24 protein-coding genes and 1 pseudogene are annotated in these 25,180 nt (G+C 52.6%); 14 read left to right on the top strand and 11 right to left on the bottom strand.

The genetic code is table 11. From position 1 onward, the window contains the following. The coding region (locus LAT75_RS09390; RefSeq protein WP_291482399.1) for a hypothetical protein at positions 1-418 on the bottom strand (418 nt) is incomplete at its 3' end. Positions 419-725: 307 nt separating this feature from the next. On the opposite strand from LAT75_RS09390, the gene uvrC reads away from it, so the two are divergent. The 9 genes from uvrC (at position 726) to tkt (ending at position 10,961) form a co-directional block, all read left to right on the top strand. Beyond that, complete coding sequence (uvrC, locus tag LAT75_RS09385) at positions 726-2,579, top strand: excinuclease ABC subunit UvrC (protein ID WP_291482398.1); 1,854 nt, start codon at positions 726-728, stop codon at positions 2,577-2,579. 292 nt (positions 2,580-2,871) lie between these two features. Beyond that, positions 2,872-3,507, top strand: a complete 636-nt coding sequence (locus tag LAT75_RS09380) for a sigma-70 family RNA polymerase sigma factor (protein ID WP_291482397.1) — start codon at positions 2,872-2,874, stop codon at positions 3,505-3,507. Next, entirely contained in the window at positions 3,491-4,156 is a 666-nt protein-coding gene (locus LAT75_RS09375; RefSeq protein ID WP_291482396.1) for a hypothetical protein, read from the top strand. Before LAT75_RS09380 ends, LAT75_RS09375 begins: the two co-directional genes overlap by 17 nt. 213 nt (positions 4,157-4,369) lie before the next feature. Beyond that, the gene (locus tag LAT75_RS09370; protein WP_291482395.1) at positions 4,370-5,191 is read left to right on the top strand and encodes an AAA family ATPase; all 822 of its coding nucleotides are present in this window, start codon (positions 4,370-4,372) and stop codon (positions 5,189-5,191) included. Between the two features lie 43 nt (positions 5,192-5,234). Continuing rightward, positions 5,235-6,173, top strand: coding sequence for a ParB/RepB/Spo0J family partition protein (locus LAT75_RS09365; protein WP_291482394.1), 939 nt, complete (start codon positions 5,235-5,237; stop codon positions 6,171-6,173). A gap of 18 nt (positions 6,174-6,191) precedes the next feature. Beyond that, complete coding sequence (locus LAT75_RS09360) at positions 6,192-6,974, top strand: DUF5683 domain-containing protein (protein WP_291482393.1); 783 nt, start codon at positions 6,192-6,194, stop codon at positions 6,972-6,974. A gap of 14 nt (positions 6,975-6,988) precedes the next feature. Further along, entirely contained in the window at positions 6,989-7,693 is a 705-nt protein-coding gene (locus LAT75_RS09355; protein WP_291482392.1) for a TIGR00730 family Rossman fold protein, read from the top strand. Between the two features lie 119 nt (positions 7,694-7,812). Beyond that, positions 7,813-8,796, top strand: coding sequence for a tetratricopeptide repeat protein (locus LAT75_RS09350; RefSeq protein ID WP_291482391.1), 984 nt, complete (start codon positions 7,813-7,815; stop codon positions 8,794-8,796). 170 nt (positions 8,797-8,966) lie between these two features. Next, positions 8,967-10,961, top strand: coding sequence for a transketolase (tkt, locus tag LAT75_RS09345; RefSeq protein WP_291482390.1), 1,995 nt, complete (start codon positions 8,967-8,969; stop codon positions 10,959-10,961). A 396-nt stretch (positions 10,962-11,357) separates the two neighbouring features. Here tkt and panC read toward each other — a convergent pair whose 3' ends face one another. The 3 genes from panC to xrtX all read right to left on the bottom strand — a co-directional run bounded on the left by panC (position 11,358) and on the right by xrtX (position 14,596). Further along, entirely contained in the window at positions 11,358-12,245 is an 888-nt protein-coding gene (panC, locus tag LAT75_RS09340) for a pantoate--beta-alanine ligase (protein WP_291482389.1), read from the bottom strand. Between the two features lie 170 nt (positions 12,246-12,415). After that, positions 12,416-13,870 (bottom strand): dihydrolipoamide acetyltransferase family protein, encoded by a 1,455-nt coding sequence (locus LAT75_RS09335; RefSeq protein ID WP_291482388.1) that lies wholly within the window; start codon positions 13,868-13,870, stop codon positions 12,416-12,418. 213 nt (positions 13,871-14,083) lie between these two features. Then, entirely contained in the window at positions 14,084-14,596 is a 513-nt protein-coding gene (gene xrtX / locus LAT75_RS09330) for an exosortase X (RefSeq protein WP_291482387.1), read from the bottom strand. A gap of 198 nt (positions 14,597-14,794) precedes the next feature. Between xrtX and LAT75_RS09325 the strand changes: the two genes are divergently transcribed. After that, positions 14,795-15,787: a DHH family phosphoesterase gene (locus LAT75_RS09325; protein WP_291482386.1), complete on the top strand. Its 993-nt coding sequence runs from the start codon at positions 14,795-14,797 to the stop codon at positions 15,785-15,787. A 21-nt stretch (positions 15,788-15,808) separates the two neighbouring features. Here the strand turns inward: LAT75_RS09325 and LAT75_RS09320 are convergent, their stop codons facing one another. The 3 genes from LAT75_RS09320 to LAT75_RS09310 all read right to left on the bottom strand — a co-directional run bounded on the left by LAT75_RS09320 (position 15,809) and on the right by LAT75_RS09310 (position 17,723). After that, the gene (locus LAT75_RS09320; protein ID WP_291482385.1) at positions 15,809-16,597 is read right to left on the bottom strand and encodes an enoyl-CoA hydratase/isomerase family protein; all 789 of its coding nucleotides are present in this window, start codon (positions 16,595-16,597) and stop codon (positions 15,809-15,811) included. A gap of 133 nt (positions 16,598-16,730) precedes the next feature. Continuing rightward, complete coding sequence (cutA, locus tag LAT75_RS09315; protein WP_291482384.1) at positions 16,731-17,084, bottom strand: divalent-cation tolerance protein CutA; 354 nt, start codon at positions 17,082-17,084, stop codon at positions 16,731-16,733. Positions 17,085-17,339: 255 nt separating this feature from the next. Beyond that, positions 17,340-17,723 carry a gamma-glutamylcyclotransferase family protein gene (locus LAT75_RS09310; protein WP_291482383.1) on the bottom strand — a complete coding sequence of 128 codons (384 nt, stop codon included), beginning with the start codon at positions 17,721-17,723 and terminating at the stop codon, positions 17,340-17,342. Between the two features lie 206 nt (positions 17,724-17,929). On the opposite strand from LAT75_RS09310, the gene LAT75_RS09305 reads away from it, so the two are divergent. After that, positions 17,930-18,091, top strand: a complete 162-nt coding sequence (locus tag LAT75_RS09305; RefSeq protein WP_291482382.1) for a zinc ribbon domain-containing protein — start codon at positions 17,930-17,932, stop codon at positions 18,089-18,091. Positions 18,092-18,183: 92 nt separating this feature from the next. Here LAT75_RS09305 and LAT75_RS09300 read toward each other — a convergent pair whose 3' ends face one another. From LAT75_RS09300 to LAT75_RS09290, 3 genes are all read right to left on the bottom strand, one after another. Continuing rightward, entirely contained in the window at positions 18,184-19,737 is a 1,554-nt protein-coding gene (locus tag LAT75_RS09300; RefSeq protein ID WP_291482381.1) for a transporter substrate-binding domain-containing protein, read from the bottom strand. Positions 19,738-20,091: 354 nt separating this feature from the next. Further along, positions 20,092-21,006 (bottom strand): DMT family transporter, encoded by a 915-nt coding sequence (locus LAT75_RS09295; protein ID WP_291482380.1) that lies wholly within the window; start codon positions 21,004-21,006, stop codon positions 20,092-20,094. 8 nt (positions 21,007-21,014) lie between these two features. Beyond that, positions 21,015-21,422: a DUF4293 family protein gene (locus tag LAT75_RS09290; protein ID WP_291482379.1), complete on the bottom strand. Its 408-nt coding sequence runs from the start codon at positions 21,420-21,422 to the stop codon at positions 21,015-21,017. 173 nt (positions 21,423-21,595) lie between these two features. Between LAT75_RS09290 and LAT75_RS09285 the strand changes: the two genes are divergently transcribed. After that, positions 21,596-22,360 (top strand): segregation/condensation protein A, encoded by a 765-nt coding sequence (locus LAT75_RS09285; protein ID WP_291482378.1) that lies wholly within the window; start codon positions 21,596-21,598, stop codon positions 22,358-22,360. 52 nt (positions 22,361-22,412) lie between these two features. Next, the gene (locus tag LAT75_RS09280) at positions 22,413-24,134 is read left to right on the top strand and encodes a M28 family peptidase (protein WP_291482377.1); all 1,722 of its coding nucleotides are present in this window, start codon (positions 22,413-22,415) and stop codon (positions 24,132-24,134) included. A 94-nt stretch (positions 24,135-24,228) separates the two neighbouring features. Here LAT75_RS09280 and LAT75_RS09275 read toward each other — a convergent pair whose 3' ends face one another. After that, the gene (locus tag LAT75_RS09275) at positions 24,229-24,621 is read right to left on the bottom strand and encodes a response regulator (RefSeq protein ID WP_291482376.1); all 393 of its coding nucleotides are present in this window, start codon (positions 24,619-24,621) and stop codon (positions 24,229-24,231) included. Positions 24,622-25,000: 379 nt separating this feature from the next. Here LAT75_RS09275 and LAT75_RS09270 point away from each other — a divergent pair. Continuing rightward, a pseudogene (locus LAT75_RS09270) lies at positions 25,001-25,180 on the top strand (N-acetylmuramoyl-L-alanine amidase); the annotation flags it as partial.

Below are 25,180 nucleotides of genomic sequence, written 5' to 3'. Positions count from 1 at the left end.
TCACCGAAACCGAGCAGGACACCCTGCTGCAGTCCGTTGCGGGATCCCGCAAGGAAGCGTCAGCGCGACCCGCACGGAAACGAAGTGCTTCGGGCGAACCGGGTGCGGGCCCAAGGGCGCACAGAAAGAAGACAGCGGCTGATTCGGGTGGTGCTGACTCCGGGCAACCGGCCGGGGATAAACCGCGTCCTTCCGGAAACCGCTCAGACACCAAAACAGGGCAGGTTAAAAAGGATAAACCGAAAGGCGCCCGGAAAAAGGCCGCCGGCCGAAGCTCCGGCTCCACACGCAATGCACCCAGGCCAAAAACCCTCAAAAGCTCAGCGCGCAAAGCCTCAAAGGCGGCATCAAAATCAGCAGGCAGACCCAAACGTACAGGCTCAAAACCCAAAAAGTGAAGCCGACAGTTGAGGCGCAAGACTATTCCGCCCGTTAAACTGTGCTGACACCGGATAGCGCATCCCCAAATTCGTTGAGATTCAGGTGCGGTGAACCTTCCTTTGAGGTAATACCTTTCCCAACCCCGTCGCGGAAAGGGATTGCAAGGCGCCTTAACGGGCGATATGAATCCTATCCCGGAAAATGAGGATCAAACCGGGATGAATCCCGCCGCGCCCATCCCCCCAAATAATTTTCACGCATATTTAACCATTGCCCCTTAGATTAGCAAAATCCATCCATCGCAATCGCATAAACACAGCCCTTCCGGTAACCTGTTCTCCGCCATGTCCTACACCCCCCACGAACTCCTCAACCACAAGCTCGAGCATCTGCCGCTGAACCCCGGGGTGTATCAGTTTAAGGATGCGAAGGATACTATTATATATGTGGGCAAAGCCAAGAAGCTGCGGAACAGGGTGCGGTCGTATTTTCAGGAATCGCGCCATCATACGGGCAAGCTTCGGATGCTCGTCGCCAAAATCCGGGATGTAGAAACCATCATTACCGATTCAGAGGCTGAAGCCCTCATCCTTGAAAACAACCTCATCAAAAAGCATCAGCCGCGCTACAACGTAGCCCTCAAGGATGACAAGAGCTATCCCTACATCTGCGTTACCCGCGAGGAGCGGCCCCGGGTGTTCCCGACCCGAACCGTGGTGAAAAACGGCAGCAAGTACTACGGCCCCTACGATCATGTCGGCAAAATGAAGCACATGCTCGAAACCATCCGCAAGGTGTTCGGGCTGTGTACCTGCGCCTGCACCCCGCGCAGCATCGACCTGAACCGGGGGATGCCCAAATGGTACAGCTGTTTCGATGATTACTTCGAGTCATGCTCGGCCGATGTGCCCCTTGAGCAGTATCAGGACAAAATGCAGAAGGTTGTGCGCCTGCTCAACGGCAACACGGGCTCGCTGATCCGGGAGCTGAAGGAAGAGATGCAGATTGCCGCGCAGGCCTTGGCCTTTGAGGAAGCGGCTTCGCTGCGCGACGGCATCGACGCCCTGCAGAAGTACAGCGAAAAAATGAAGATGGTGACCAACGATGAAATTAACCGCGATGTGTTTGCCGTGTATGCCGACCGCGAGGAGGCCGTTGCCTGTGGGGTGCTGTTTAAAATCAGGGAAGGAAAGCTGATCGGCCGGCACAACAAGGTGCTCAAAAATATTGAGGAAGTGCCTGATGAAGAGCTGTTGCAGGCCTTTGTGGAAGACTACTATACCGGCGATACGGCGGGCATTGAGCCGCACGAGGTGCACGTGAGCCACGATTTTGAAGATGCCGGCCCGCTTATGGCCTACCTCAGCGAGCAGCTCGGCCGGAAGGTGCGGCTCGTTGAGCCCAAGATCGGGGAGAAGGCGCAGCTGGTAAAGATGGCCGAAAGCAACGCGAAACTGCTCACGGCCGACTATGTGCTGCAAAAAAAGAAGGCCGAGAAAGATTTTGTGCCGCACTCCCTCAAAAGCCTGCACCGCGACCTGTTCCTGCCCCGCATCCCCCGGCGCATCGAGTGTTTTGATAACTCCAACCTGATGGGCACCGACCCGGTCGCTTCTATGGTCTGCTTTGTTGATGCGCAGCCGCGCAAATCGGAGTACAAGCGGTTCAACATCAAAACGGTGGAGGGGCCCGATGACTTTGCCTCCATGAAGGAAGTGCTCACCCGCCGCTACAGCCGGGTGATGCGCGAAAAGCAGCACATCCCCGATCTGATTGTGGTCGATGGCGGCAAGGGTCAGCTTTCGAGCGCAGTCGAAGCCCTGCAGGAAATCGGCTTCTACGGTCAGGTGCCGGTTGTGGGGCTTGCAAAGCGGCTGGAGGAAATTTTCCTGCCCGGCCGGGCCGATCCCGTGATGATTCCCAAAACATCTGCCGCGCTAAAGCTGCTGCAGCGGGTGCGGGATGAAGCCCACCGCTTCGCCATCACCTTCCACCGCGACAAGCGCTCGAAGCGCACTTTCAGCTCGGAGCTTGAGTCCGTACCCGGCATCGGGGCCAAAACGGCGCAGAAGCTCATCCGGGAATTCGGCTCGGTCAAAAAGATGCGGGAGGCCTCATTAGAGGAGCTGAAAGAGAAAGCGGGGGTCAAAACAGGGCAGCTGCTGCACGACTGGTTCCACGGAAATAACACAGATTGACCACCCATTGCACCACAATATGTGCTAAATTGTGGACACTGAAACACGCAACAAAACAGATTGACCGGTCACAGGAGGTTTTAAAGGGCGTTTTAGCCGTCTGAAACGCTTTTTTGTGGCTGTGGTACAGTTCTTGTACCTGCTTAAGCAGAATTCTTGCAGCTGCAGCTGCTGATAACCGAGGGGAACTTACTCCATCAGCACTGTAACGAAACTGCAAGGCAAATTGGTACGGCAGGGGGCTGTTTGCAGCTCTGTGCAATAACACATACCCATTAACGTTTCTGCACGTATGTTATCTGTTAATAAGATTTCAAACCCGGCTTTTTCAGCAATGGACGACCACGAACTTGTTCGTGCCTTCCGCAACGACGGAGACCAGCAGGCCTTTGCCGAGCTGCTGAATCGTCATCAGAATAAAGTGTATTCGTACATTTACAGCATGGTGATGAATCCGGATGTAGCAAACGACATTTTTCAGGAAACCTTTACCAAAGTTATCACCAAGATGGATGATACGTACAACGAACAGGGTAAATGGATTGCCTGGGTGATGAGGATTGCACACAATGCCACCATCGATCACATCCGCAAGCGCAAGCGCTTCGTTGATGTGAACGCCTCTGCCGACAGCGACTATGATTTTTATGACAGGCTTGAAGACAAAGACTCACCCGATGCTCAGGATGATATGGAGTTCGGGGAAGCCAAGCACAGCCTGCTTAAACACATCAGCTCGCTCCCCAAAGAGCAGCGTGAAGTTGTGATGCTTCGCCATTACCATGAAATGTCGTTCAAAGAAATTGCTGAATTGACCAACGTATCTATCAATACAGCCTTAGGCCGGATGCGCTACGCGCTCATCAACCTGAGAAAAATGTTCGACAAGGAAAATGGCAAAACATACGAATATGTCCAACGCGGATGATTTATGGCTCCGCTACGTTCTCAATGAGCTCGACCCTTCTGAGGCACGCCTGGTTGAAGAAACCATGCTTGAAGACGAAAACGCGCTCATTGAGATCGAAAGCCTTCGCATCACGCTAAAAAAACTGGAACATTTACCGGAGTACAGCCCTCCGGCACAGCTGAGAGAAGAGCTGCTCAGGCAGGCAGCTGCACAGGCAGAGCGCAACCGCAAACAGTACAGCCGCCGCCGCTTGTTTCACCTGTTACAGCTGTATTCCATGCCGGCCGCCGCTGCCATGTTTATTGCCCTCGGGCTTGGATTCTTTCTGCACTTTATCAGTAGCAGTCAGGAGCCGGCACCGCCTGCGGCCGCCGCAGTACACACAGGATCGGAGCTTCCGCTGCCCGCTGCAACACCAAAACCGGCTTCTGAAATGCAGCAGGTACGATTTTCAGGTTTTGGGCAGGCCGCAACAAACGTTTCTACATGGCCCGAACAGCGCCCGGCCATGCGCATTCAGGTTACCAACGGCGTAAGCGAACTCACACGGTCAGATGTACGCTTCACCCAATTCCAGAACCAGGCCGCACCCAAGCCGGCTGACCGCCGTGCATTTGATTTTACCTCAAAGCCCCGCGACTTTCATCTCATACAGACTGCAAGGTAGCGCTTTTATCAGGCACTGAGTTACCCCGCCCGTTTACCGGTATGGTTTACCCATAATTCGGTAAACGGGCTTTTTTTATTTCATTATATTGTGCAACTACTCAGGAAAGGGTCAGAAAAGGACAGGTTTTCAAATTCAGGCCAATGCCGACCGGTTTTCCTGAATGTTCAGCAGCATCATTCTTCATAATTACCATCACCAATATTTGCTACTATGGGAAAAGTGATTTCCATTGCCAATCAGAAGGGCGGAGTTGGGAAAACGACCACTTCCATTAACCTCGCAGCCAGCCTTGCGGCACTGGAACACCCAACCTTGCTCATCGATATCGATCCGCAGAACAACTCTACCAGCGGGCTGGGTATCGAATCTCCTTCCGTAAAAGCATCGGTTTACGAGCTGCTTACCGAAGGCCGCCCGGTTGAAGATGTCACCATGAAAACGGAGCTGCCTCATCTCGATCTGGTACCGAGCCACATTAACCTTGTAGGGGCCGAAATCGAAATTATCGACCGCACAAGGCGCGAACACATTCTCAAAGAAGCCCTTGAAAAAATACGCGAGCAATACGATTTCGTAATTATCGACTGTCCGCCCTCGCTCGGGCTGCTCACCATCAACGCACTCACCGCCTCTGATTCCGTGCTCATTCCGGTGCAGTGCGAGTACTTCGCCCTCGAAGGCCTGGGGCAGCTGCTCAATACCATCAAGATTGTGCGGCAGCACCTCAACCGCGGCCTCGAAATTGAAGGCGTAGCCCTCACCATGTACGACATCCGCACGCGCCTTTCCGCGCAGGTAGCCGAAGAAGTGAACCGCTACTTCAACGATAAAGTATTCGAAACGCTCATCGCCCGAAACGTGCGCCTGGCAGAATCGCCCAGCTTCGGCAAGCCCGTGCTGCTGTACGACAGCGTGAGTACCGGCTCCCAAAACTACCTCGCCCTGGCCCGCGAAATCATTGTGCGCAATAAATCGCTCTTCCCGGACAGCCCGGCCCTTAAAACTGCCGGCAAAAAGAAAAGCGGCAAATAAACCTCCCAAAGCCGCATAAACGGGAAACCTCCAATTATCTGAAATGGCAAAAAAAGTATTAGGCAGAGGTCTCGGGGCCTATTTCCCCAACCTCGACGAACAGGAAACCCCTGAACCCAAACCGGCAGAAGGAGCAGGTGCCGAAGGCAGCTCCAATCAGGCCGGGAGTATCCGCGAGCGGGTAAACATCACCCTCAACATCCCGGTTGAGTCCATCCGCATGAACCCGCATCAGCCGCGTACCGACTTCGACAGCTTCCGTCTGCAGGAACTCTCCGATTCCATCGCGCAGCATGGGCTCATACAGCCCATCACCGTGAGGCACCTCGGCCGCGAGCGTTACGAGCTCATCTCCGGCGAGCGCCGCCTCCGCGCCACCCGCATGGCCGGCCTGCCCGATATTCCGGCCTTCGTGCGCGAAGCCAACGACGAGCAGATGATCGTCTTCGCCCTCATCGAAAACATACAGCGCGAAGAGCTCAACCCCATCGAACTCGCCCTCGGCTATCAGCGCCTCATCGACGAGTGCAGCCTCACACAGGAGGAAGTCGCACAGCGCGTTGGCCGCAACCGCACTACGGTAACCAACACCATGCGGCTGCTGCGCCTGCCCGCGCCCATACAGCAGGGCCTCAAAACCGGCAAAATCAGCGCCGGCCACGCCCGCACGCTCATCAACGTAGAAGACCCCCAAAAGCAGGAAGACCTCTACAACAAAACCATCGAAAACGAGCTCTCCGTAAGGCAGCTCGAAGAGCTGGTGCGCCTCATTGGTAAACCCTCCAAAAACAAGAGCAAGCAGCCGGTGCCGCAGCCCGATCTCGAATACCGCGAAATCACCAACCGCCTGCGCCGTATGCTTGCCACCAAGGTCGATATCCGCAAAAAAGCCCGCGGCGGCGAAATCAAGATCGAGTACTACTCCGATGAAGAACTTGAGCGCCTGCTGCACCTTTTTGAAGGCCTGCACCAATCCTCCTGATACCCGTGCAGCACCGCCATGCGACTCCTCCACCCGCTCATTTTGCTGCTGCTCTTCCACACCGCGGCAACAGCGCAAAGTCAAAGCCCGCAGGCTACCCTGCAACCGGCTGCACAGCCTGAGCCCGCTTTGTTTTTTTCTTTTTTAGGGGATGATGCATCCGGCCACGGAGCGCTGGTACGCTACATCGCAGAAGGCTCACATCGCAACCTTCACACCGGGCGGCATACGCAGCCGGTACCGGAGCAACTCCGGCACTTTCCCTCCGCGGACGGGCTCCGTGTTTTGCCTTCCGAAGCCGTGCGCGACACCGTGCCCAACCCCCGCGACGTAATGCTACGCTCGCTCATGCTGCCCGGCTGGGGACAGTACACCAACGGCGAAATCTGGAAAATCCCGATTGTGTACGGCCTCATCGGCGGGCTTGCCTACTACGCCTACTACGCCGACACCCGCTACAAAGGCTACAGGGCCGGCTTCTACAACGCCTTCGAGCAAAACACCGATTTCCGGTTTGGCCAGACCCCCTCATGGGTGCCGGAGGGGGCAACAACCGAGTTCCTTCGCAGCTCCCGCGACTTTTATCGTAACCGCCGCGATTTCCTCATTTTTACCACAGTGCTCGCCTACGGCCTCAATGTACTCGACGCCTACGTTTTCGCCCACATGCGCGATTTCGATGTAAGCGACGATCTTTCCTTCCACGCGGGTCCGCAGCAGCCGGAACCCTGGCAGGCCTCCGCAGGGGGGCTGTTGCCGGCAACCGCTCAGCCGCTTTTCACCCTTCGCTACAGATTCTAACCTGCATTAATTCTATGGAAGAAAACCCCAAAAAACGACAGATTCCGGATCAGTACAACGGGAAAACAAACCGAGATAAAGACCTCTGGGGCGTGTTTAAGGTGATGGGCGAATTCGTAGAAGGCTACGAGCGCATGACCGAAATTGGTCCCTGTGTTTCCATTTTCGGATCGGCCCGCCTCGGCCCGGAAAACCCGTACTATGCGCAAACCGCTGAGCTGGCAAGAATGCTCACAGAAGTAGGCTTTGGCGTTATTACCGGCGGCGGGGGCGGCCTGATGGAAGCCGGTAACAAAGGCGCACAGGAGGGCCGCGGGAAGTCGGTTGGCCTTACCATCCGGCTGCCGTTCGAGGCCGGCGTAAACCCTTATGTTGATTCCGAGTATCACATAGATTTCAATTACTTCTTTGCCAGAAAAGTAATGTTCGTGAAATACGCGCAGGGTTTTGTGGTCTTTCCCGGTGGTTTTGGCACCCTCGATGAGCTCTTTGAAAGCCTCACCCTCATCCAAACCCAAAAAATAGCACCCTTCCCCATTGTGCTGATAGGCAAGGCCTACTGGCAGGGGCTGGTGCAGTGGATAGAGCAAACCATGCTGGCTGCAGGTACCATTTCCGAATCTGATTTGCGTTTATTCTATTTAACAGACAGCTCCGAAGATGCAGTAGAACACATCACCGCCTTTTACAAGCACCACAAAATTGCCCCTAACTTTTGAAATACAGGTTAAATTAGCCTATATTCGCAATCTTTGGAAACACACGAAGCTATACTACAGCTATCTGCAAAGCGTTAGCTTCTGCACAACACACACTACAACGAAATTCAAATTCCATTATGCCGCAAATTAAGAATACCTTTTCAGTCTTAATTGTTTCGCTTCTGCTGTTCTCAGCCGCAAATGTAAGTTTTGCTCAAGACCGCACCGCAGCTGTAGAAGCTTTTAATGCTGCACAGGAACTGCTTCGGGCAAGTCAGTTTCCGCAAGCTCTCGATAAATTTCAGGAGACCCGCAGCATTGCCCGGCAGGCCGGTAGTGATGCAGATGATATCCGCGAGCGCGCTGAAGCTCAGATTCCGGCAATTCAGGTACAGATTGCACGCGCAAGCTATCAGGCCCGAAACTTTGAGCAGGCTGTTACCGATTTCGATAAAGCCTACGATCTGGCCACCGAGCTGGGCAACACCCGCATAGCACAGCAGGTTGCCGGTAACACGCTTGTTGTAATGCTGCAGTGGGGAAATACAGAGTTTAACGCGAATAATAACGACCGCGCGGAAGAAATCTACCGTATGGCGCTCGAACGCAACGCCAACTACCCAAACCCTTATTATCAGCTTGGCCTGATTGAGAGAAGAAGAAACAACCTCGAAGGTGCCATTCAGCTTTTTGACCAGGCCATTCAGGTTGGTACTGCGCAAAACCGCACCGAAGTAGCCGATCAGGCACGCAATGCAGCACGCGACTACCTCACCTTTGTGGGTTCTACCCAAATTGAAGAAGGGAATTTCCGCCGCGCAGTTGAGCTGCTTAACCGCTCGCTGAGCTACGATAACAACCACGCTGAAACCCTCTACCGCCTTTCCGAAGCTCACAATCAGCTCGGAAACTGGGCGCAGGCCGTAACCAACGCCACACGTGCCCTCGAAAACGAACAGGGCGGGCAGGTTGCGCGTGCACGGATTTTCTTCGAACTCGGCTATGCCCAAATGAATCAGGGCAACGATTCTCAGGCCTGTACTGCCTTCCGCAGCGCTGCCTTTGGTAACTTCCGTGCCGCAGCCGAGCATCACATGGAGCACGATCTCAGCTGCCCTTAAGCAATCCGGCTCTGTGCTTTAAAACAACTTTCCTCAAAGGCCCGGTGCATTCGTGTACCGGGCCTTTACTGTTTATAGCAAGGCTGTAAATGCTAAAATCAGTATCTTACCCGAATATCTGATTTTTCTGTTACTCTCGATTTCAAAATATCCTTAAACTCAAAATTAATATGTCTTTAACACTCGAGCAGCGCTGCGTTCACACCATTCGTACCCTTTCTATGGATGCCGTTCAAAAGGCGAATTCCGGTCATCCGGGCATGCCGATGGGTATGGCTGATGTGGCTTTTGTAGTATGGACTGAATTTCTGAAACACAACCCCGCCAACCCGAAATGGCACGACCGCGACCGCTTCATCCTGTCGGCCGGTCACGGGTCTATGCTGCTCTACAGCCTGCTGCACCTCACGGGCTATGACCTCAGCCTCGATGAAATCAAAAACTTTCGTCAGTGGGGCAGCCGCACTCCCGGTCATCCGGAAGTGCACATCACGCCGGGCGTTGAAACCACAACAGGCCCCCTCGGGCAGGGTTTTGCCAACGGCGTGGGCATGGCGCTTGCCGAAGCACACCTGGCCGCCCGCTACAACCATACGGGCCACAAGCTCACCGATCACTACACCTACGCCATCGTAAGCGACGGCGACCTGATGGAAGGCGTTTCGCAGGAAGCGGCCTCCCTTGCCGGTCACCTGAAGCTGGGCAAGCTGATTTATTTCTACGACGACAACAAAATCACCATCGACGGCTCCACCGATCTCGCATTCACCGAAAACGTGCAGCAGCGCTTCGAAGCTTACGGCTGGCACTGCATCGCCGTTGACGGGCACGACCGCGATGCTATCCGCGAGGCAACGCGCAGGGCGCAGGCCGTAACCGACCAGCCGTCGCTCATTTTGTGCCGTACGCACATCGGCTTTGGCAGCCCCAACAAGCAGGATACCGCATCGAGCCACGGCTCCCCGCTGGGCGACAGCGAAATTGCGCTCACCAAAAAAGGCTACGGCCTCGATCCGGAGAAAAGCTTCCATATTGACGAAGACGTGCTGGCCTTTTTCCGACGTGAGCTTCATAAAGGCGCCGCTGCCGAAGCCGCCTGGAACACACAGCTTGAGGCCTGCCGCAAAGCCCATCCTGAAATCGTTGAGGAATACCTCAGCCGCATGGAAGGCCGCCTGCCCGAAAACTGGGACGATGTACGCCCCGAATTCCCGGCCGACGCCAAAGGGATGGCAACCCGCAAGGCATCCGGCCTCGTGCTCGATGCCATCACCCCGAAAATACCGGCCCTTGTTGGCGGCTCCGCCGACCTGAGCGGCAGCAACCTCACCAAGGCGCAGACCGCAGGTATCGTGCAGGCCGGCGCCTACGGCGGCACCTACATCCACTACGGGGTTCGGGAGCACGCCATGGGCTCCATGATGAACGGTATGTCGCTGCACGGCGGCGTGATTCCTTTCGGCGGTACCTTCCTGGTGTTCTCAGATTACTGCCGCCCGGCCATCCGCCTGGCAGGCCTGTCCCACATTCAGGCCATTTACGTGTTCACGCACGACAGCATCGGCCTGGGCGAAGACGGCCCAACGCATCAGCCCGTTGAACATCTTGCCGCCCTGCGCGCTATGATGAACGTGCTTGTGATGCGTCCGGCTGATGCCAACGAAACCGCCTACTGCTGGCAGGCCGCCGTTGCCCACAAAACGGGTCCGTCGCTGCTGGCCCTCACCCGGCAGAACCTGCCGACCCTGGACCGCAGCAAATACGCATCGGCCGCGGGTACGCTCAGGGGCGCCTACGTGCTCAACCCGGAGGTCGAAGCGCCGCAGGCCATCGTTATGGCAAGCGGCTCCGAAGTTGAAATTGCCATGAAAGCGCAGGAACTGCTGCAGGCCGAAGGCATCCCGACGCGGGTTGTGAGCGTGCCTTGTTTCGAGCTGTTCGATCAGCAGGATGCTGCTTACCGCGAAGCCGTTCTGCCGGCCTCCGTGCAGGTACGCGCAGCCGTTGAGGCGGGCATACCGATGGGCTGGGAGCCTTACACCGGCAGTCGCGATAAAGTAGTGGGCCTCACCAACTACGGCGCCTCCGCACCGTTTGAGACGCTTTACGAGGAGTTCGGCCTTACTGCCGAAGCCGTTGTCGCGAAGATCAAAGCGCAGCTGTAACAAGCTCAGGTGCCCGCTTGTCAGCGGGATTTTGAATTGAAAATTCGCCTTTGAAAAAATAGCGCCGGGGTTTTCCCGGCGCTATTTTTTTTGGAAAGTTCCTTGCGCATCACGGTCTTTCGTGCTTGTGAAACATCCTAAGCCTGCGGCATGTGCCGTGCTTTTTGTGCTAAACGCGCGTGGGTTCGGCCGGGTTCACGCGGTTTTTGGCTTCATGTTGGGATTAGCCTCCCCATAAACCACGGGCTAATCCGTAGGTTTGGGATAGTTCAGGCAGCACGAAAGACCGTGATGCGCACGGAATTTCCCCCAAAAAAAGAAGTTTGTGATGGTGAGATTTCAGTCTCCGGCTTGTTGCTTCTGATTGTTTTCTGAGGACCGGTGTGAGGCGTTAATTTACGGCTGAAGCAGCGTAAACAGCAGGTTATCAATAAGGCGGGCTTTGCCGAGAAAGGCGGCCCCGGCGAGGACATATATTTCTCGGGCTTCGAACGTGTGCGGGGGCTGGAGGTCGTTGTAGCGCACGCACTGAACGTAATCGGTGCGAAAACCGGCGCTGTTGAGGCGGGCAGCGGCACCTTCAAGCAGGTTTTGTATTTGAGCGGCAACGTTAGTAGCAGCGGGGAGTTGCTGCAGCGCGTGGCTTGTTTCCTGAAGCGTGCTGAAAAGAGCCGGTGCGATAATGCGCTCTTCGCGGGTGAGGTAGCGGTTGCGGCTGCTGAGCGCGAGTCCGTCGGCGGCGCGAACCGTTCTGCCCATGATGATGCGGATATCGTGATTGAATTCGTGTGCCATTACTTCAAGGATGCGGAACTGCTGTATATCTTTTTGGCCAAAAACGGCGACATCGGGCTTCACGATGTTGAATAGCTTGTTTACAATCTGGATTACGCCGTTGAAGTGTCCCGGCCGGGCGGCACCGCACAGGTGATCGCCCAGCCCGCTGAGTTCAAAACCGATGTAGGAAGTAGCACTGTAGAGCTCCTCTTTTTCCGGGCAGAATACGGCTGCTGCGCCGGCCTGCTCGCACTGCCGGAGGTCGTCGTCGAGGGTTCGGGGGTAGGCGCTGAAATCTTCGTTGGGCCCGAACTGTGTCGGGTTCACAAAAACCGATACGATTACGATATCGGCCTCGGCGCGGGCTACGCGGATAAGGTCGAGATGGCCGGCATGCAGCGCCCCCATAGTCGGGACAAAAGCGATGGTGCGTCCGGCCTGTTTTTGTTCTGTTACAAAGGTGCTAATGGCGTGGATATCGGGGGCGGTAATCATGGATAAAGACACGGAAAGTCAGTTTGGGTTGGTTGCGGATTCAGGCTGCGGGAGTTGAGCGTGGGGGTTGTGAAGCGTGCGGATTAAAGCTGTTCGATTGGGAGGCAAAAAAAATCCGGCACCACAAAAGAGCGGTGCCGGAAATTTGAATGTTTTCATCTTTTAATTGGGCAGATGCCGTATCAGATGCTGCGGTTCATGTCGAACTCTTCAAGCAGTTGTTTTACGCGTTGTACGTAGGCACCGCCGAGTGCACCGTCTATGATGCGGTGGTCGTAGCTCATGGAGAGGTACACCATGTGGCGGATGGCGATCACGTCGTTGCCGTCAACTTCGAGTACCATGGGGCGTTTTTGTACGATACCTGTGCCAAAGATGGCGACCTGCGGCTGATTGATGATGGGGGTGCCCATCAGGTTGCCGACGCTGCCGTAGTTGGTGAGGGTGAAGGTGCCGCCGGAGAGATCATCCGGGATGAGTTGCTTGTTGCGTGCTTTGGCAGCGAGTTCGTTGGTAGCCCGTGCAATGCCGAGCAGGTTGAGCTCGCCGGCGTTTTTAATAACCGGTACGATGAGGCCGCCGGAGCCTGATTGCCCGAGTGCGACGGCGATACCGTAGTTGATATCACGCTTCATGTGGATTTCGTCGCCCTGAACAGAGCTGTTCAGTAGCGGGAACTCGCGAAGGGCCTGAATGGTGGCTTCGATAAAGAAGGGTGTAAAGGTGAGCTTGAATCCATTTTCTTTCAGGAAGCGGTCTTTATGTTTGTTGCGGAATTTCACGAGGTTGGTAACGTCGGCTTCGCCGAAGGTAGTAACGTGGGCAGAGGTCTGCTTGGATTTCACCATGTGCTCCGCAATAACCTTCCGCATGCGGTCCATCTTGATGATCTGAACGTTTTCAACCGGGCGGCCTACATTTATTTCACCGGCAGAAATTTCGCCTCTGTTGCCGGAAGACGGAGCTTTGGCAACTGGTTTGGAGAGGCCGGATGAAGCAGACTGTGGCTGAGCAGCCGGTGCAGCTTTGCCGGACTGTTTAGCTTCGATATAATCGAGCAGATCCTGCTTGTTTACGCGGCCTTGTGAGCCTGAGCCGGCAAGTGACTCGAGCTCTTCCATAGAAACGCCTTCTTTTTCAGCGATGGAGCGTACGAGCGGAGAGAAGAAGCGTCCGTCGGAGCCGTGGCGCTGCGGAGGGGTGTCGCCTTCAGCGGGAGTATGGGTTTCGGCGGAAGCTTCGGGCTGTGTTTTGGCATCAGCTGCCGGTGCGGATACCTGAGCAGGCTCTTCGGCAGGTTTTTCTTCGGCCTGAGGCGCTGCTTTCGGTTCAGTCCCGGTTTTAGCGGTACCTGAATCTGCACCTGCACCTGCACCTGCACCTGCTGCAGCGGAAAGATCTGTTTCAATGATGGCAATGGGTTTGCCGACTTCAATTACATCACCGGCTTCGGCGAGAATCTCAACAAGCACGCCGGATTCAGGCGCAGGGACTTCAGAATCCACCTTGTCGGTGGCGATTTCAAGAATGGTTTCGTCCTGCTCGATGTGGTCGCCCACGCTTTTTGTCCATTCGATAATAGTACCTTCCATTATCGATTCGCCCATTTTGGGCATAACCATTTCAACTCTTGCCATTAAATAATTCCCTTATGGGTTTGTTGATAAAATATTTTGTTGCAGGCAAAACTGCCCGAAAACTCAGTTGTGGTAGAAAATAGTTGCATGTAGCAGGAAAAGAGCTTCTGGAAACGCTTTTTTCTTACAGATATCCAATTTAACAAAATCTCAGGACTGATTCACCTTTGCTGTGAGATTGCCTGAAATTACGGTTTTGTTTACGGTTGTTTTTTATTTGGCGTCCGGTTTTTGGCCGAAATTGATCCAGATTACCCACATTGCAAAAATGGCCAGATAGAATATGGCGGAAGTGGAGTAGTCGTGGGCGAAGTCAAAACCCGCAGGGTAGTAGTACTGAATAAGTACGAGGGCAGCAATCCGGAACACATTCACCAGGTAAATCACAAAGATGCCCATAGGAATAAAAAATACCCGCTTCAGCTTGTCGCCGGGATAAGACATCACAAAACCGATAAACAAACCGATTGCTTCGAGGCCGTTGCAGCCGTTAACAACGATGATGCCATTGGTGCCCACAATGCCGATTACGCGGCTTGCCAGAAAAAAATCATAGCCGGTTAGGCTTAGAATTCCGCCTGCTACCTCAACGATATTTACGGATAAAAAGGCATCAAGGCGGCCGTCGGGCAGCAGCCATATTTCATAGAACAGGTACCATATGCCAAACCAGGCCAGTAATTTACCGGCAAAAAGATAGATGGCTTTATTTTCAGAAAACTTCACAGTAAAACGCTGGTTTTGACATGCCCTGCCCTTATCAGCGGAGGATTTGTAAGGCCGGGCGCTTGGAGGTTGAAAAGGTTCGGAGCCAAGTTAGAAATTATTGATGAACAGGCCATAGGAAACGTTCGTGTGAGAGGCTTCATTTCGCTATTTTGGGGCAAAATAAAAAAACGATCACAGAGAACGCATTATAGGCATATGTACGAATACAAAGAAGAGCTTTACGAAATGGCACGGCAGCTGAAGCAGTTTAGTAAAATTGGGGTTATCAGCCATGTGCGGCCTGACGGCGATGCCATTGGCTCGCAAGTGGGCGTTTGCCTTTGGTTAAAGGCAAACGGGATTGATTTTGCAGCCCATAATGATGATGCCCTGCCTGAAGATATCTCCTGGATTGATGCTTCTGTGGGCATCCGATCTCTCGATCAGAATGCGCTTGAAAGCTGTGACGCTCTGCTCTTTGTGGATGGAAATGCCCCCAAGCGTTTCGGCAAGCACATGGCGTGGTTCGAAAACACTACCAAGCCCAGCTTTGTGATCGATCATCACCCCGACCCGTTCGACGGCTATACGTATATGGTTTCTGTGCCTGAAGCGGCTTCTACTGCGGAGCTGATCTACGGGCTGTACGAGCAAACGGACCTGTCAATGCTTACCGTGGAGGCTGCAACCGCCATTTATACCGGCATCCTGACAGATACCGGTGGTTTTCGGTTTTCAAGCGTGGGCGCACGTATTCATCAGATAGTGGCCGATCTGATAAGCCGCGCCGACCTGAAGGTATCAGAGATTTACCAGCGTGTTTTTGATAACCGCAAAATAAAGCATCTCGCGCTTATAGGCCGGGCGCTGAATCAGCTCAGGCTCGATGAAAACACCGGCATTGCTACTATGGCCATCTACCGGAAAGACCTCGAAGAGACGGGCTGCCGGTACGATGAGCTCGACGGGCTCACGCAGTTTCCGCTTTCGCTGCAGGAAGCCCGGATAGCAATTATTTTCACCCAGTTTGAAGACCGTATCAAGATCAGCTTTCGCTCTAAGGATGAGTTTAATGTGAACACGCTTGCGCGAAATTTCGACGGAGGCGGGCATCAGAAGGCTTCCGGTGCCTGGTATGAAGGTTCTGATATGGAAAAAGCCCTCCGCGATGTAACCGAAGCGGCACGCCGCCAAATGGCGCAGGCGTAAAAGATGTTGCAGGGCGGCTTGTTATAAGTCGCCCTGTTTTTTTCGTTTCAGAAAAGCTTCGACCCGCTTATGGTGTTCTTCCGAAGCCCATAGTTTGGCAAACTCGGTTCGTTCATTATTGATGGATTCCCGGTGCGGATATTTTTGCGCGTAGGTAGCGCCTTCTTTGGTGACCTTAATAATCCGCCGGTCGTTTCGGGAGAGCTTGTCGGCAATATCCAGGATGTGATTTTCAAGCTGTGAGGAAGAGTCTGCCATGTCGATCAGCCCGGCAATAAGTGCCGATTCTGTATCTACAAGCGCTCTTGTACCCAGCCAAAGAAGTGCAGTTGACCTGCTGACCCGTTCAATAAGGCGGGTGAGGCCTCCCCAGCCCGGTGTAAGATAAAACCTGCCCTGTGTGAAGCCGAAACGGGCGTGTTTAACGGAAATCCTGAAATCGAAAGCAAGCATAACCTCACAGCCGCCGCCGTATGCATCTCCGTTGATGTAGGCGATAGTCCAGCAGTCAGCGCTTTCAATGCGCCTGAGGATGTCGCCCATCCGCATCGACATCTTGCGGGCTTCCTGCTCCGACTTCAGCCCCGAAAACTCCTTCAGGTCTCCGCCGGAGGCAAAATACTTATGGCCTTCGCCTGTGAGGATAAATACCCGAATATCCTGGTTCTGTTCAATTTCATCACAGACCTTCTCGAGGCCTGCCATTACTTCAAAGTTTATTGCATTGTGCGCCTGCGGACGATTTATTTTGGCTATCAGGGTGTGTTTTCCCCGCATCTCTGTAATTACGGGAGGGTTGCTGCTGCTCATAAGCGGAATAATAAAAAGGGGTTATCGCAATCAGATGCCTGTACGGCTTTAGGCCTGTATGTTAGGTAAACTGCCTGAAAAAAAGAAACCCTGTCGGAAGCAGAACCGGCAGGGTTTTGAATTGGTTTCTGAATCAGGGGCTCAGGTTAATTGGTTTTGGGGTATCCCCCTGAAGTTCCTTATGAATCCAGTCTATATACGATTCATTTCCGCTGATAGTGCTTATCTGTAAAATACAGGGCACCTGATAGCTGTGCATTTCTGAAACGCGTGCCTGAACTTCTGTGATTTTGCTTTCAAGCGTTTTGAGCAGCATTACGGTTTCTTCATCTTCAGTAATGACGCCGTCCATCCGGTATAATGATTCAACTTTAGGCAGGATGTTGGCACAGGCAATCAGTTTATGCACTAATAAAGCCCGGGCGATGTTTCGTGCTTCAGTTATGTTTGATGCTGTAACGTAAAGCATTACAAATTTATCTTCCATGAGGGTAACTATTAATGATGTACGGGTGATGTCGTTAATGTCGTGTCAGGTTGGAAAATTGTGAGTGCCCTGTAATCAACAGGCATTTTTAAGCAGAAAAGAGCATGTCTTAGTCAGGCGTATATTAAGACATTAGGCAACAGCTAAATTTTATTTGATAAAATTATTTAGTTAAGTTAATAAAAACACCTTTTATTTATAAGCTAAAAATGGCAGGTGAATTACAAAAAGGCAGCAGTGCTCAGCAGGCAAAAGCTAAAAATTTCCTTCAGGTATAAGCCTGGCCTTTTTTATGCTCATGAGGCTGACGAGTACCTGCTTGCGAAGCACATAAACCCATCCCTTTCGCCCGCTTGTATCGGTGGTTAAGGTACGATCGTAAAGGTTGCGCTCGTCTGCCGGCCCGAAGTAGTCTTCCAGCTCATCAAGGCGCTGCAGGGTTTCGTGGTCGGTTTCGTAAAGCTCAGCCTGAACCAAAAGACCGGGCTTATCAGCCGGTATGATACCCGGAAAGCTGCCAAGATCCCACAGTTCAAATCCTCTTAGCTCACTCAGCCCCACAAATCGAGCGCCGCTCAGCAGATAATGATTGGCATGGTTTTTCTTGAGTGTACCGTAAACAAAAACCTGATGAAGCATGTGAGCGGGTGTTTGTTGTTGAGTGGTATGCCTCGGCCTGAGAGCGTAACAGAGCTGAAGACCTGAGCTGATCAGTGTTTTATGTTTGAATTGTGCACCTGCAAATCTAACTTTAGACCAAGTCAAAAAAATATTCGCAATTTTCGTTTTAACCGAAAGGCCCGATTTACAGGCATCACACTAAAATTTAAACAAAACAGGCTGATATGTCAGATAAAAAGCAGGAATGTCCGTCTTGTGCCATGATGGTTGATGCAGATGCAGAAGCCTGCCCGATTTGCGGATATGATTTACCCAAAACCTCAAAAAGCGTGCTAATTGGTGTTTGGCTGCTCATTCTGCTGATGCTGATTTGGGTCTTTTTTTGATATACAATTAGGGGTTACAGCTGTTTTAAAAACGACAAAAGGCTGCCGTGTGAGAAACACGGCAGCCTTTTGTAATAATGAACAAGCTGCAATCAGGGGATAAAGCTGAGGCTGTCCCTGCGCTGCAGAATGGGATCTTCACTTGCAAACAGCGCCATATTCTGATACATGTTGTAGCGGCGCTTGATTTCCGTAACATAGTTCACCGGCTCTGTTCCGCGCACAAACCCAAACCTTGCCTGACTAAAAAAACGGGGTTGCATCAAAAGCAGCAGCGACTGCGCAACGTCATCCCAATTGTTGGGGTCGCGGTTGCGGTCAACGGTTAGGCGGCGTGCATCGGCCATGTGCCCCATGCCGGCATTGTAGGTAGCAAGGGCAAAGGCAAGGCGGCTGTCCTCGTCCATGTAGCTGTAGTGATCGAGGTGTTTGCGCAGGTAGCGAAGCCCTTCACGAATGTTTATTTCCGGGTCCCAAAGCTCGTGCTCTTCGTAGGGTGAGAATCGCGGGATGATCTGCATGAGCCCGATAGCACCCATGCGGCTTTTTGCATAAGGATCGAAGCGGGATTCCTGAGCCATAACAGCCAGTACGAGTTTCCAGTCAACGCCGTACTCTTCTGCAAGCGGCTGTACGAGCCTGTCGTACGGGGAGAAGAGGCCTTCGTAGCCGGTAACCCTGTGAGAGTTGTAGCTGCGCACCGTGTAGGTTGCCGGGCGGTTATCGAAGTACCGCTGCCGCAGAACATTCATAAAAGAAGAGCGGCGGGGCATCAGATCGGCATCACTGATAGAAAAGTGGCCGGCAATGAAGCGGTCCATCTGATCGGTAAGTTCAGGAGCATTAGCCCTTACACCCCAGGCAATCTGCTCATTGCCGCTTACTACAGGGCCGGTTGTAATACCGCTGATGTAGTTTGATGCCGCCTGAAACAGGTTGGCATCGGCAATGGTCATATCAAACTCACCGTCGGCGATAGCAAACATAATGGCTTCGGTGTCCCACATTTCGGGAAGCACGTTAATTTCAAAACCATATCCGTAATCGCGCTGCAGCTGTTTGAGGGTTTTGAAGTAAGAACTTCCCCTGCGAACGCTTATTACCGCACCTTCAAGCTCACTAAGGCTGTAGGGTACAGGCTCGCCTTCGCGCAGCACCAGCACCTGTTCAACAATATTGTAGGGAGATGAAAAAGCGATGTATTGTTGTCGTGCCTGTGTGATACTGTAATTTGCAGCGATGAAGTCACCCCGGCCGGCATTTAGCAGGTCAATGGGTTCTTCGTTATTGCCGGCAATAACAACTTCAAGGCGAAGGTTATGCTGTTCAGCAAAACGACGCGCAAACTCAAACTCAAAACCACGCTCTTCGCCTCTGTGCAGAAAATAAGAGCTGGAATTGAACCGCGTAATCATACGAATTACGCCTTCCTGCTTAATGGCATCGAAATCCCGTACCACGGGTTCCGGTACACTAACGTTAAGAATCTGCAGACTGTCAGTTTCAGTATCCTGCTCAGCTACTGTAGCCGGCTGAGAGGTGAAGCTGATCAACAGGCCAAAAGCGCCGGTTACTGCCAGTGCAGGCAGCAGATACCGAAACTTGTTACGACCGGTCGCAGATTCATTGAATAACGCTTGTTTCATTAAACTTAATTTAGGTGAAACGGTTTTATGCAGACTGTTACCGCGTTTGTTTTGCGGGCCTTCTGCCGGGCTGCTAAAGTTGCAGCAGCCGATAAAACCGAAGGAGTGCCTGTGTTTCAGGACTTGCGGGTGAAACACCCGGAAAAAACACATTCAGATTAAAACGAGTAGTAGCTGAAAGAGTTGTGTTGTTTCCGGCTGTTTCTGTTTTGTTCGTAAAGCCGTTTGGTTTGTGATGAAGCGATGCTGATGAATGTTTTCAATCAGTTAAACAAAAATACGAGCTTTGAAAATAGCCTTCATCAGAAAATTTGTCAGTAAAACAGCAATTACTTTATAAAATAAAGGAATTGGTTACTGCCCTTTAGTTTTCGGGGTAGCGCTTCCACCAAACCATGAGAGCCCAACCCCTGCCATAATTACCAGCATAGCTGCCGATTCCGGCACACTCGGAATCTCACTAAAAAGGAATCCCGCGAGCAAAATGGCGAAAACCGGCTCAATCAGTATCAGGGTTGAAAGCAGCGTAGGTGCAACAAATTTCACACTGTAGTTCAGGGATCCGTGCCCAAGTATCTGAGGGCCTATAGCCAGCGCAATACCGCAAACCCAGGCAATCAGGCTCGCCTCGAGGGAAGGGCGCAAAAGCAGTAAAATGAGCAGGCAGCCCAGGGCGGTGCCACTGTAAACCCTGAAGACGAAATCAAGCCAGCCCCCTTTGGCCCGCAGCCTGCGGCTAAGCAGTAAATAGAACACGAACATAACTGCGGCTGCAACGGCAAACAGATTACCTAAAACAGGATTTGTATAGGTTGCCGCCGGGTCAGTATCCATTACCCCTAAAATCAGTGAACCCCCGAATGCCGTAAATACCCCAAGCCAGGTGAGCCTGCCGAAACGCCCGCTTCCTGTAGCTGACTCAACTACAATTAAAATAATAGGATGAATGGTTACCAGTACGGAAGCAGATGCCACCGAGGTGAAGGAAAGCGAGGCAAACCAGAGCACGAAGTGAAGCGCAAGGAACAGGCCCGCCGCCCCGGCATACAGGTTGTCTCGTGTGCTCCATGCCGCCTGCGGGGCAACAGCACGCTGCCTCAGCCAAAACGGCAGCAAGATAAGCGCGGCCGAAACGGTGCGTATGCAGGCCAGAAATACAGGATCGGTATCGCCGGCATAGCGTACCAGAATGGGCGCAAAAGCGAAGGTTGCCATGCCGGCCCCAAGCAAAAGTACCAGCCGGGAAACCGAAGGGGAATCGGTACTCAAAGCAGGATTTACCGGATCCGATCCATAGAGCGGATCAGTTTGATATCATTTTTGATCGCCTTTATCGCCAAAAACTGCAGGGTGAGGCCAAAAAGCAGCATCAGCACGCCGGCAAGTTCCCAAATCATTTCGGAATTAATCCGGCCCATGCTAAAAAAGATGCCGGCTGCCGAGCCAAAAGCCATCACCTGAAACAGGCATGCATAGGATGTTATCTGTGCCTGCCGCTCGCGCTTTTTATACAGGAAAATACTGTACAGACTAATAACTGCCGCAAAACCGGCTGCCGCTGTAAGAAACGGAAGCAGCCAGTCGCTCGGGTCGGTACGGGCCTGCTCAAAAAGCGGGGTGAAATAAAAAAGAACATTTAACAATACGGCCAGGGCCAGATAGACGGTTTGTATGCGCTGAATCACGTAAATATTGTTTTTTTTGATGAATGATTGAAGTATCCGGCAAAGATAACATTTTATACCCTCATCGAAATCAGCCAAATTTGATTCTCAGTGCCCGGCTTTCAGCCCTGATTTAAATTAAACAGGCCCTTTCTGTATATTAGGCGCATCATTATTATCAAACCCGTAAATACGTGTACCGTGTAGCCCTCCAGAATTTCGAAGGTCCGCTTGATCTGCTGCTTTTTTTTATCAGGCGGGACGAACTCGACATAAAAGACATCCCGATTTCACGCATTACCGATCAGTTTATGGAGTACCTGAGCGTGCTCGATGAGCTCGATCTCGAAGTTGCCAGCGAGTTTATCCTAATGGCAGGCACGCTCATGGCCATCAAGGCACGCATGCTGCTGCCCCGGCCTGAGTTCGAAGAAGATGAACTTCCTGAACACGACCCCCGATACGAGCTGATCCAAAGCCTGCTGGAGTACAAACGGTACAAGGAGATGGGGGTAGAATTCCGTGAGCTCGAAAGCGAGGCTTCAAAAGAGTATTTCCGCGGAAATCTTGCCCCCGATCAGGTTTCGGTACCACAGTCGGGTGAAGCCCTGCGCGATGTTACCATGATTGACCTCATGGCGGCTATTAAAGAAGTCTTCCTCCGCAAAAACATGGAAGAACCCGTGCATCAGGTTGACCGGCCCGAAACCAGTATAGAAGAGATGGCCGAGCGTATCCTGCTGCATCTGCACCGCAACGGCCGCACTTCCTTCATCACCCTCTGCGAAGATGCTGATTCGGCCATGTATGTAGTTGTCACCTTTCTCTCCGTGCTGGAAATGGTGAAAGAGGGGCAGCTGCACCTGTTCATTTCCGAAGAAAATCAGTTTGATTTTTATGTGGATATCCCCCGAATAGATGCGGGGAATAATTTCCAGCAAATCCTTGAGTTAATCTGACCCCATCTTTACTCAAAACAGTTTCCCCAACATTTTTAGATAAATCCGAATCATGCTTAAATCACTTCGTCTTACCGCATTTGCGGCCCTGCTGCTCTGTTTATTTTTTAGCGATGGATGGGCTTCCGGCCCTGAAGCCCGCTCCGTAGCTGATCATCATGCCTCCGCTGATGCTGAAAATAGCCGTGATAACGCAGCTTTTTTTGAATTTCGTGAGCTGATTACGGCTGAGTTGCTCTATCAGCACCTCAGCGTGCTGGCCGGCGACAGCCTGATGGGCCGCGGCACCGGGCAGCAGGGCATTGATATGGCGGCCGATTACCTCGCCTACTGGCTGGAGCGCTACGAACTTACCCCAAAAGGCGACGACGGAGGCTGGTTTCAGCACTTCGACCTGATGGCCAACCGCACCTCGGAAATCCGCTATGAACTGCGGCAGATCAGCGACGCAGACACGCTGCTGGTCTGGCAAGATGCCGCTTCCCGCTTTGAGCCGTCCTCCTTTTTTAATGAGTTCGGCGGCGAAGTTGATCTCGCAGGAAGGGTCGTTTTTGCAGGCTTGGGTTTCAGCGATGCCGAAGCGGGCGTTAACCACCTGGAGGGTCTTGAGGTGCGCGGCAACTGGGTGGTGCTGTTCCGTGAGCTCCATTCGGATGCAGAGGCCGATACTGCGCTTGTTGCTGCTATGATGCAGCAGCGCGCCTCCGATCTGCTGTTCCGGCAGGGCGCCCGCGGGCTGCTGCTGATCGGTGAAACCGACGTTGAAGCCTTCGAAGCCGAAGCCATGCGCCGCAGCCGGCTTATTGGCAAGCCCTCAGGGATCCGCCTGCCCGACCGCGGCGGCCGCAGCGGTTTTGCGCTCGGCGTAAAAAGCGTGAGCCCCGATATGGCCGTGATGCTGCTCGGTCTCAATGAAGCGTCCGAGGTAGAAGCCCTGCATCGCGAGGTATCGGAAGATCTCACCCGAAACCGCAGCTTCACTACCGACCTGCACCTGAGTTCCCGTGCCATCCGGGAGGAAGTCGTACTGCCCTCACGCAACGTGCTTGCGTTTATTGAAGGATGTCATCCTGAACTAAAACAGGAAGTTGTGGTACTTTCCGCGCATTACGACCACATGGGAATCGGGCAGCCCGACGAAACCGGCGATATGGTTTACAACGGCGCTGACGACAACGGCAGCGGCACGGTCACAACCCTTGCGATTGCCAAAGCAGCACAGCAGGCCAAAGCGGAGGGGCACTGCCTCGACCGAAGCCTGCTTTTCCTGTTTGTTACGGCCGAGGAACATGGGCTGCTCGGCAGCCGCTATTATTCCGATAATCCCGTAATCCCGATTGAGCAGACCGTAGCCAATTTCAACCTCGATATGTTTGGCCGCATCGATTATGAGTACGAGGGCACGGGCAAAGATTATATCTATATAATAGGTGCGGAAATTATATCAGGCGACCTGAACCGGCTGCTGCATCAGGCCAACGCGCAAACGGAAAACCTGATTCTCGATATGCGCTACAACGACCTCGACGACCGCAATCAGTTTTACCGCCGCAGCGATCACTGGAACTTTGGCCGCCTCGGAGTGCCCTTCATCTTTTTCTTTTCAGGGCTGCACGACAACTACCATCAGCCGTCTGATACCGTTGACCGCATCGCCTTTGAGCTGCTTGAGAAACGCGCCCGCCTCATTTTTGCCACCCTTGCGGAAGTAGCCAATTCTCCGGTGAGGCCGGTTGTGGATAATCAGGCATTTATCGAGCGCACGCAGCGCTAAGTGTCCGTAAACTTTACGGCTTGTTTAAATGAAAGAGGCTTTGTACCGGTTCGGAAACCTGTGCAAAGCCTTTTTTTACGCTTAAAACGGGGGCTTAAAAAATCAGGTAGCTTTTCAGCAGGGTATGAAATGCTTTCGTGTCGATAGGTTTGGTGAGGTAGGCATTCATCCCTGCCTGAAGGCAGCGATTCTTGCCACCTGCAAAGGCGCCTGCGGTAATTGCAATAATCGGTGTTGGTTTAAGCTTATGTTCTTTTTCATGTGCGCGAATGCAGATGGTTGCTTCAATACCGTCCATCACGGGCATTTGAATATCCATGAGGATCATCGTAAAAGCGTCCTGCCGGAACAAACTCAGCGCCTGCCCGCCGTCTTCTGCTTCAACAAGTGCTGCTTGCGGAATAATTTTTTTGATTATTGCAGCCAATAATTTGCGGTTCATGATGATGTCATCCACCAACATGATTTTCAACACGGGCTGGGTCATTATGGAAACAGTAAGAAATGGTGTGGGGTAAAAGTTGCTGAATTGCTACCGGACGCGAAGTTACTTAACTCTTGAACAAGCCTGTTTATTTACCCGGATCATGGTTGTATTATCGGATATGTTATTTGTGCTGAATGAAGCGCTGGCTGTTTACGGCTAACAAACGGAGAATAAAAGATATTTATAAAAAAGTTTGATCTAATATACTACTTTGAAGGTAGTTAGTATGGCATTAAGGTGCAATACTGTGTTAAACAACATGGTCATGATTTGACCGGAATTTAGCGTTAACTATATTTTTTGCAATCACTTAAACTTCACATATTTTAGGAATGCTATCAACTAAAACCCGCTCAATCATTTAAAACGGAGCACACGTATGGAACCCAAACAATTGAAGATTCAGAATCACTGGCTTGGCACTGAATCAGCGGTACATGAAAAGGTGAGCGGTAAAGACAGCGGCCTGTTTGCTGACGGTCAACCCGATACTATTGTAATACACTACACTGGCGGGCCGTCTGCCGGCTCAGCCGTAAACACGTTTCGCAATCCGCAG

This window comes from Cyclonatronum sp. (assembly GCF_022565315.1).
In the GTDB taxonomy this organism is placed as follows: domain Bacteria; phylum Bacteroidota; class Rhodothermia; order Balneolales; family Cyclonatronaceae; genus Cyclonatronum.
Note: the sequence above shows the minus strand (reverse complement) of the source record. Positions and strands in the feature narration are given on the sequence as shown.

Coding starts and splice junctions, on each gene's coding strand:
- LAT75_RS09320 (WP_291482385.1), bottom strand. CDS start 16,597: ATGAGCAGCAGCAACCCTCCCGTAATTACAGAGATGCGGGGAAAACAC.
- LAT75_RS09375 (WP_291482396.1), top strand. CDS start 3,491: ATGTCCAACGCGGATGATTTATGGCTCCGCTACGTTCTCAATGAGCTC.
- LAT75_RS09355 (WP_291482392.1), top strand. CDS start 6,989: ATGGAAGAAAACCCCAAAAAACGACAGATTCCGGATCAGTACAACGGG.
- LAT75_RS09325 (WP_291482386.1), top strand. CDS start 14,795: ATGTACGAATACAAAGAAGAGCTTTACGAAATGGCACGGCAGCTGAAG.
- LAT75_RS09275 (WP_291482376.1), bottom strand. CDS start 24,621: ATGACCCAGCCCGTGTTGAAAATCATGTTGGTGGATGACATCATCATG.
- LAT75_RS09380 (WP_291482397.1), top strand. CDS start 2,872: ATGTTATCTGTTAATAAGATTTCAAACCCGGCTTTTTCAGCAATGGAC.
- LAT75_RS09360 (WP_291482393.1), top strand. CDS start 6,192: ATGCGACTCCTCCACCCGCTCATTTTGCTGCTGCTCTTCCACACCGCG.
- LAT75_RS09370 (WP_291482395.1), top strand. CDS start 4,370: ATGGGAAAAGTGATTTCCATTGCCAATCAGAAGGGCGGAGTTGGGAAA.
- LAT75_RS09280 (WP_291482377.1), top strand. CDS start 22,413: ATGCTTAAATCACTTCGTCTTACCGCATTTGCGGCCCTGCTGCTCTGT.
- LAT75_RS09300 (WP_291482381.1), bottom strand. CDS start 19,737: ATGAAACAAGCGTTATTCAATGAATCTGCGACCGGTCGTAACAAGTTT.
- LAT75_RS09350 (WP_291482391.1), top strand. CDS start 7,813: ATGCCGCAAATTAAGAATACCTTTTCAGTCTTAATTGTTTCGCTTCTG.
- uvrC (WP_291482398.1), top strand. CDS start 726: ATGTCCTACACCCCCCACGAACTCCTCAACCACAAGCTCGAGCATCTG.
- tkt (WP_291482390.1), top strand. CDS start 8,967: ATGTCTTTAACACTCGAGCAGCGCTGCGTTCACACCATTCGTACCCTT.
- LAT75_RS09310 (WP_291482383.1), bottom strand. CDS start 17,723: ATGCTTCATCAGGTTTTTGTTTACGGTACACTCAAGAAAAACCATGCC.
- LAT75_RS09365 (WP_291482394.1), top strand. CDS start 5,235: ATGGCAAAAAAAGTATTAGGCAGAGGTCTCGGGGCCTATTTCCCCAAC.
- LAT75_RS09335 (WP_291482388.1), bottom strand. CDS start 13,870: ATGGCAAGAGTTGAAATGGTTATGCCCAAAATGGGCGAATCGATAATG.
- cutA (WP_291482384.1), bottom strand. CDS start 17,084: ATGGAAGATAAATTTGTAATGCTTTACGTTACAGCATCAAACATAACT.
- LAT75_RS09305 (WP_291482382.1), top strand. CDS start 17,930: ATGTCAGATAAAAAGCAGGAATGTCCGTCTTGTGCCATGATGGTTGAT.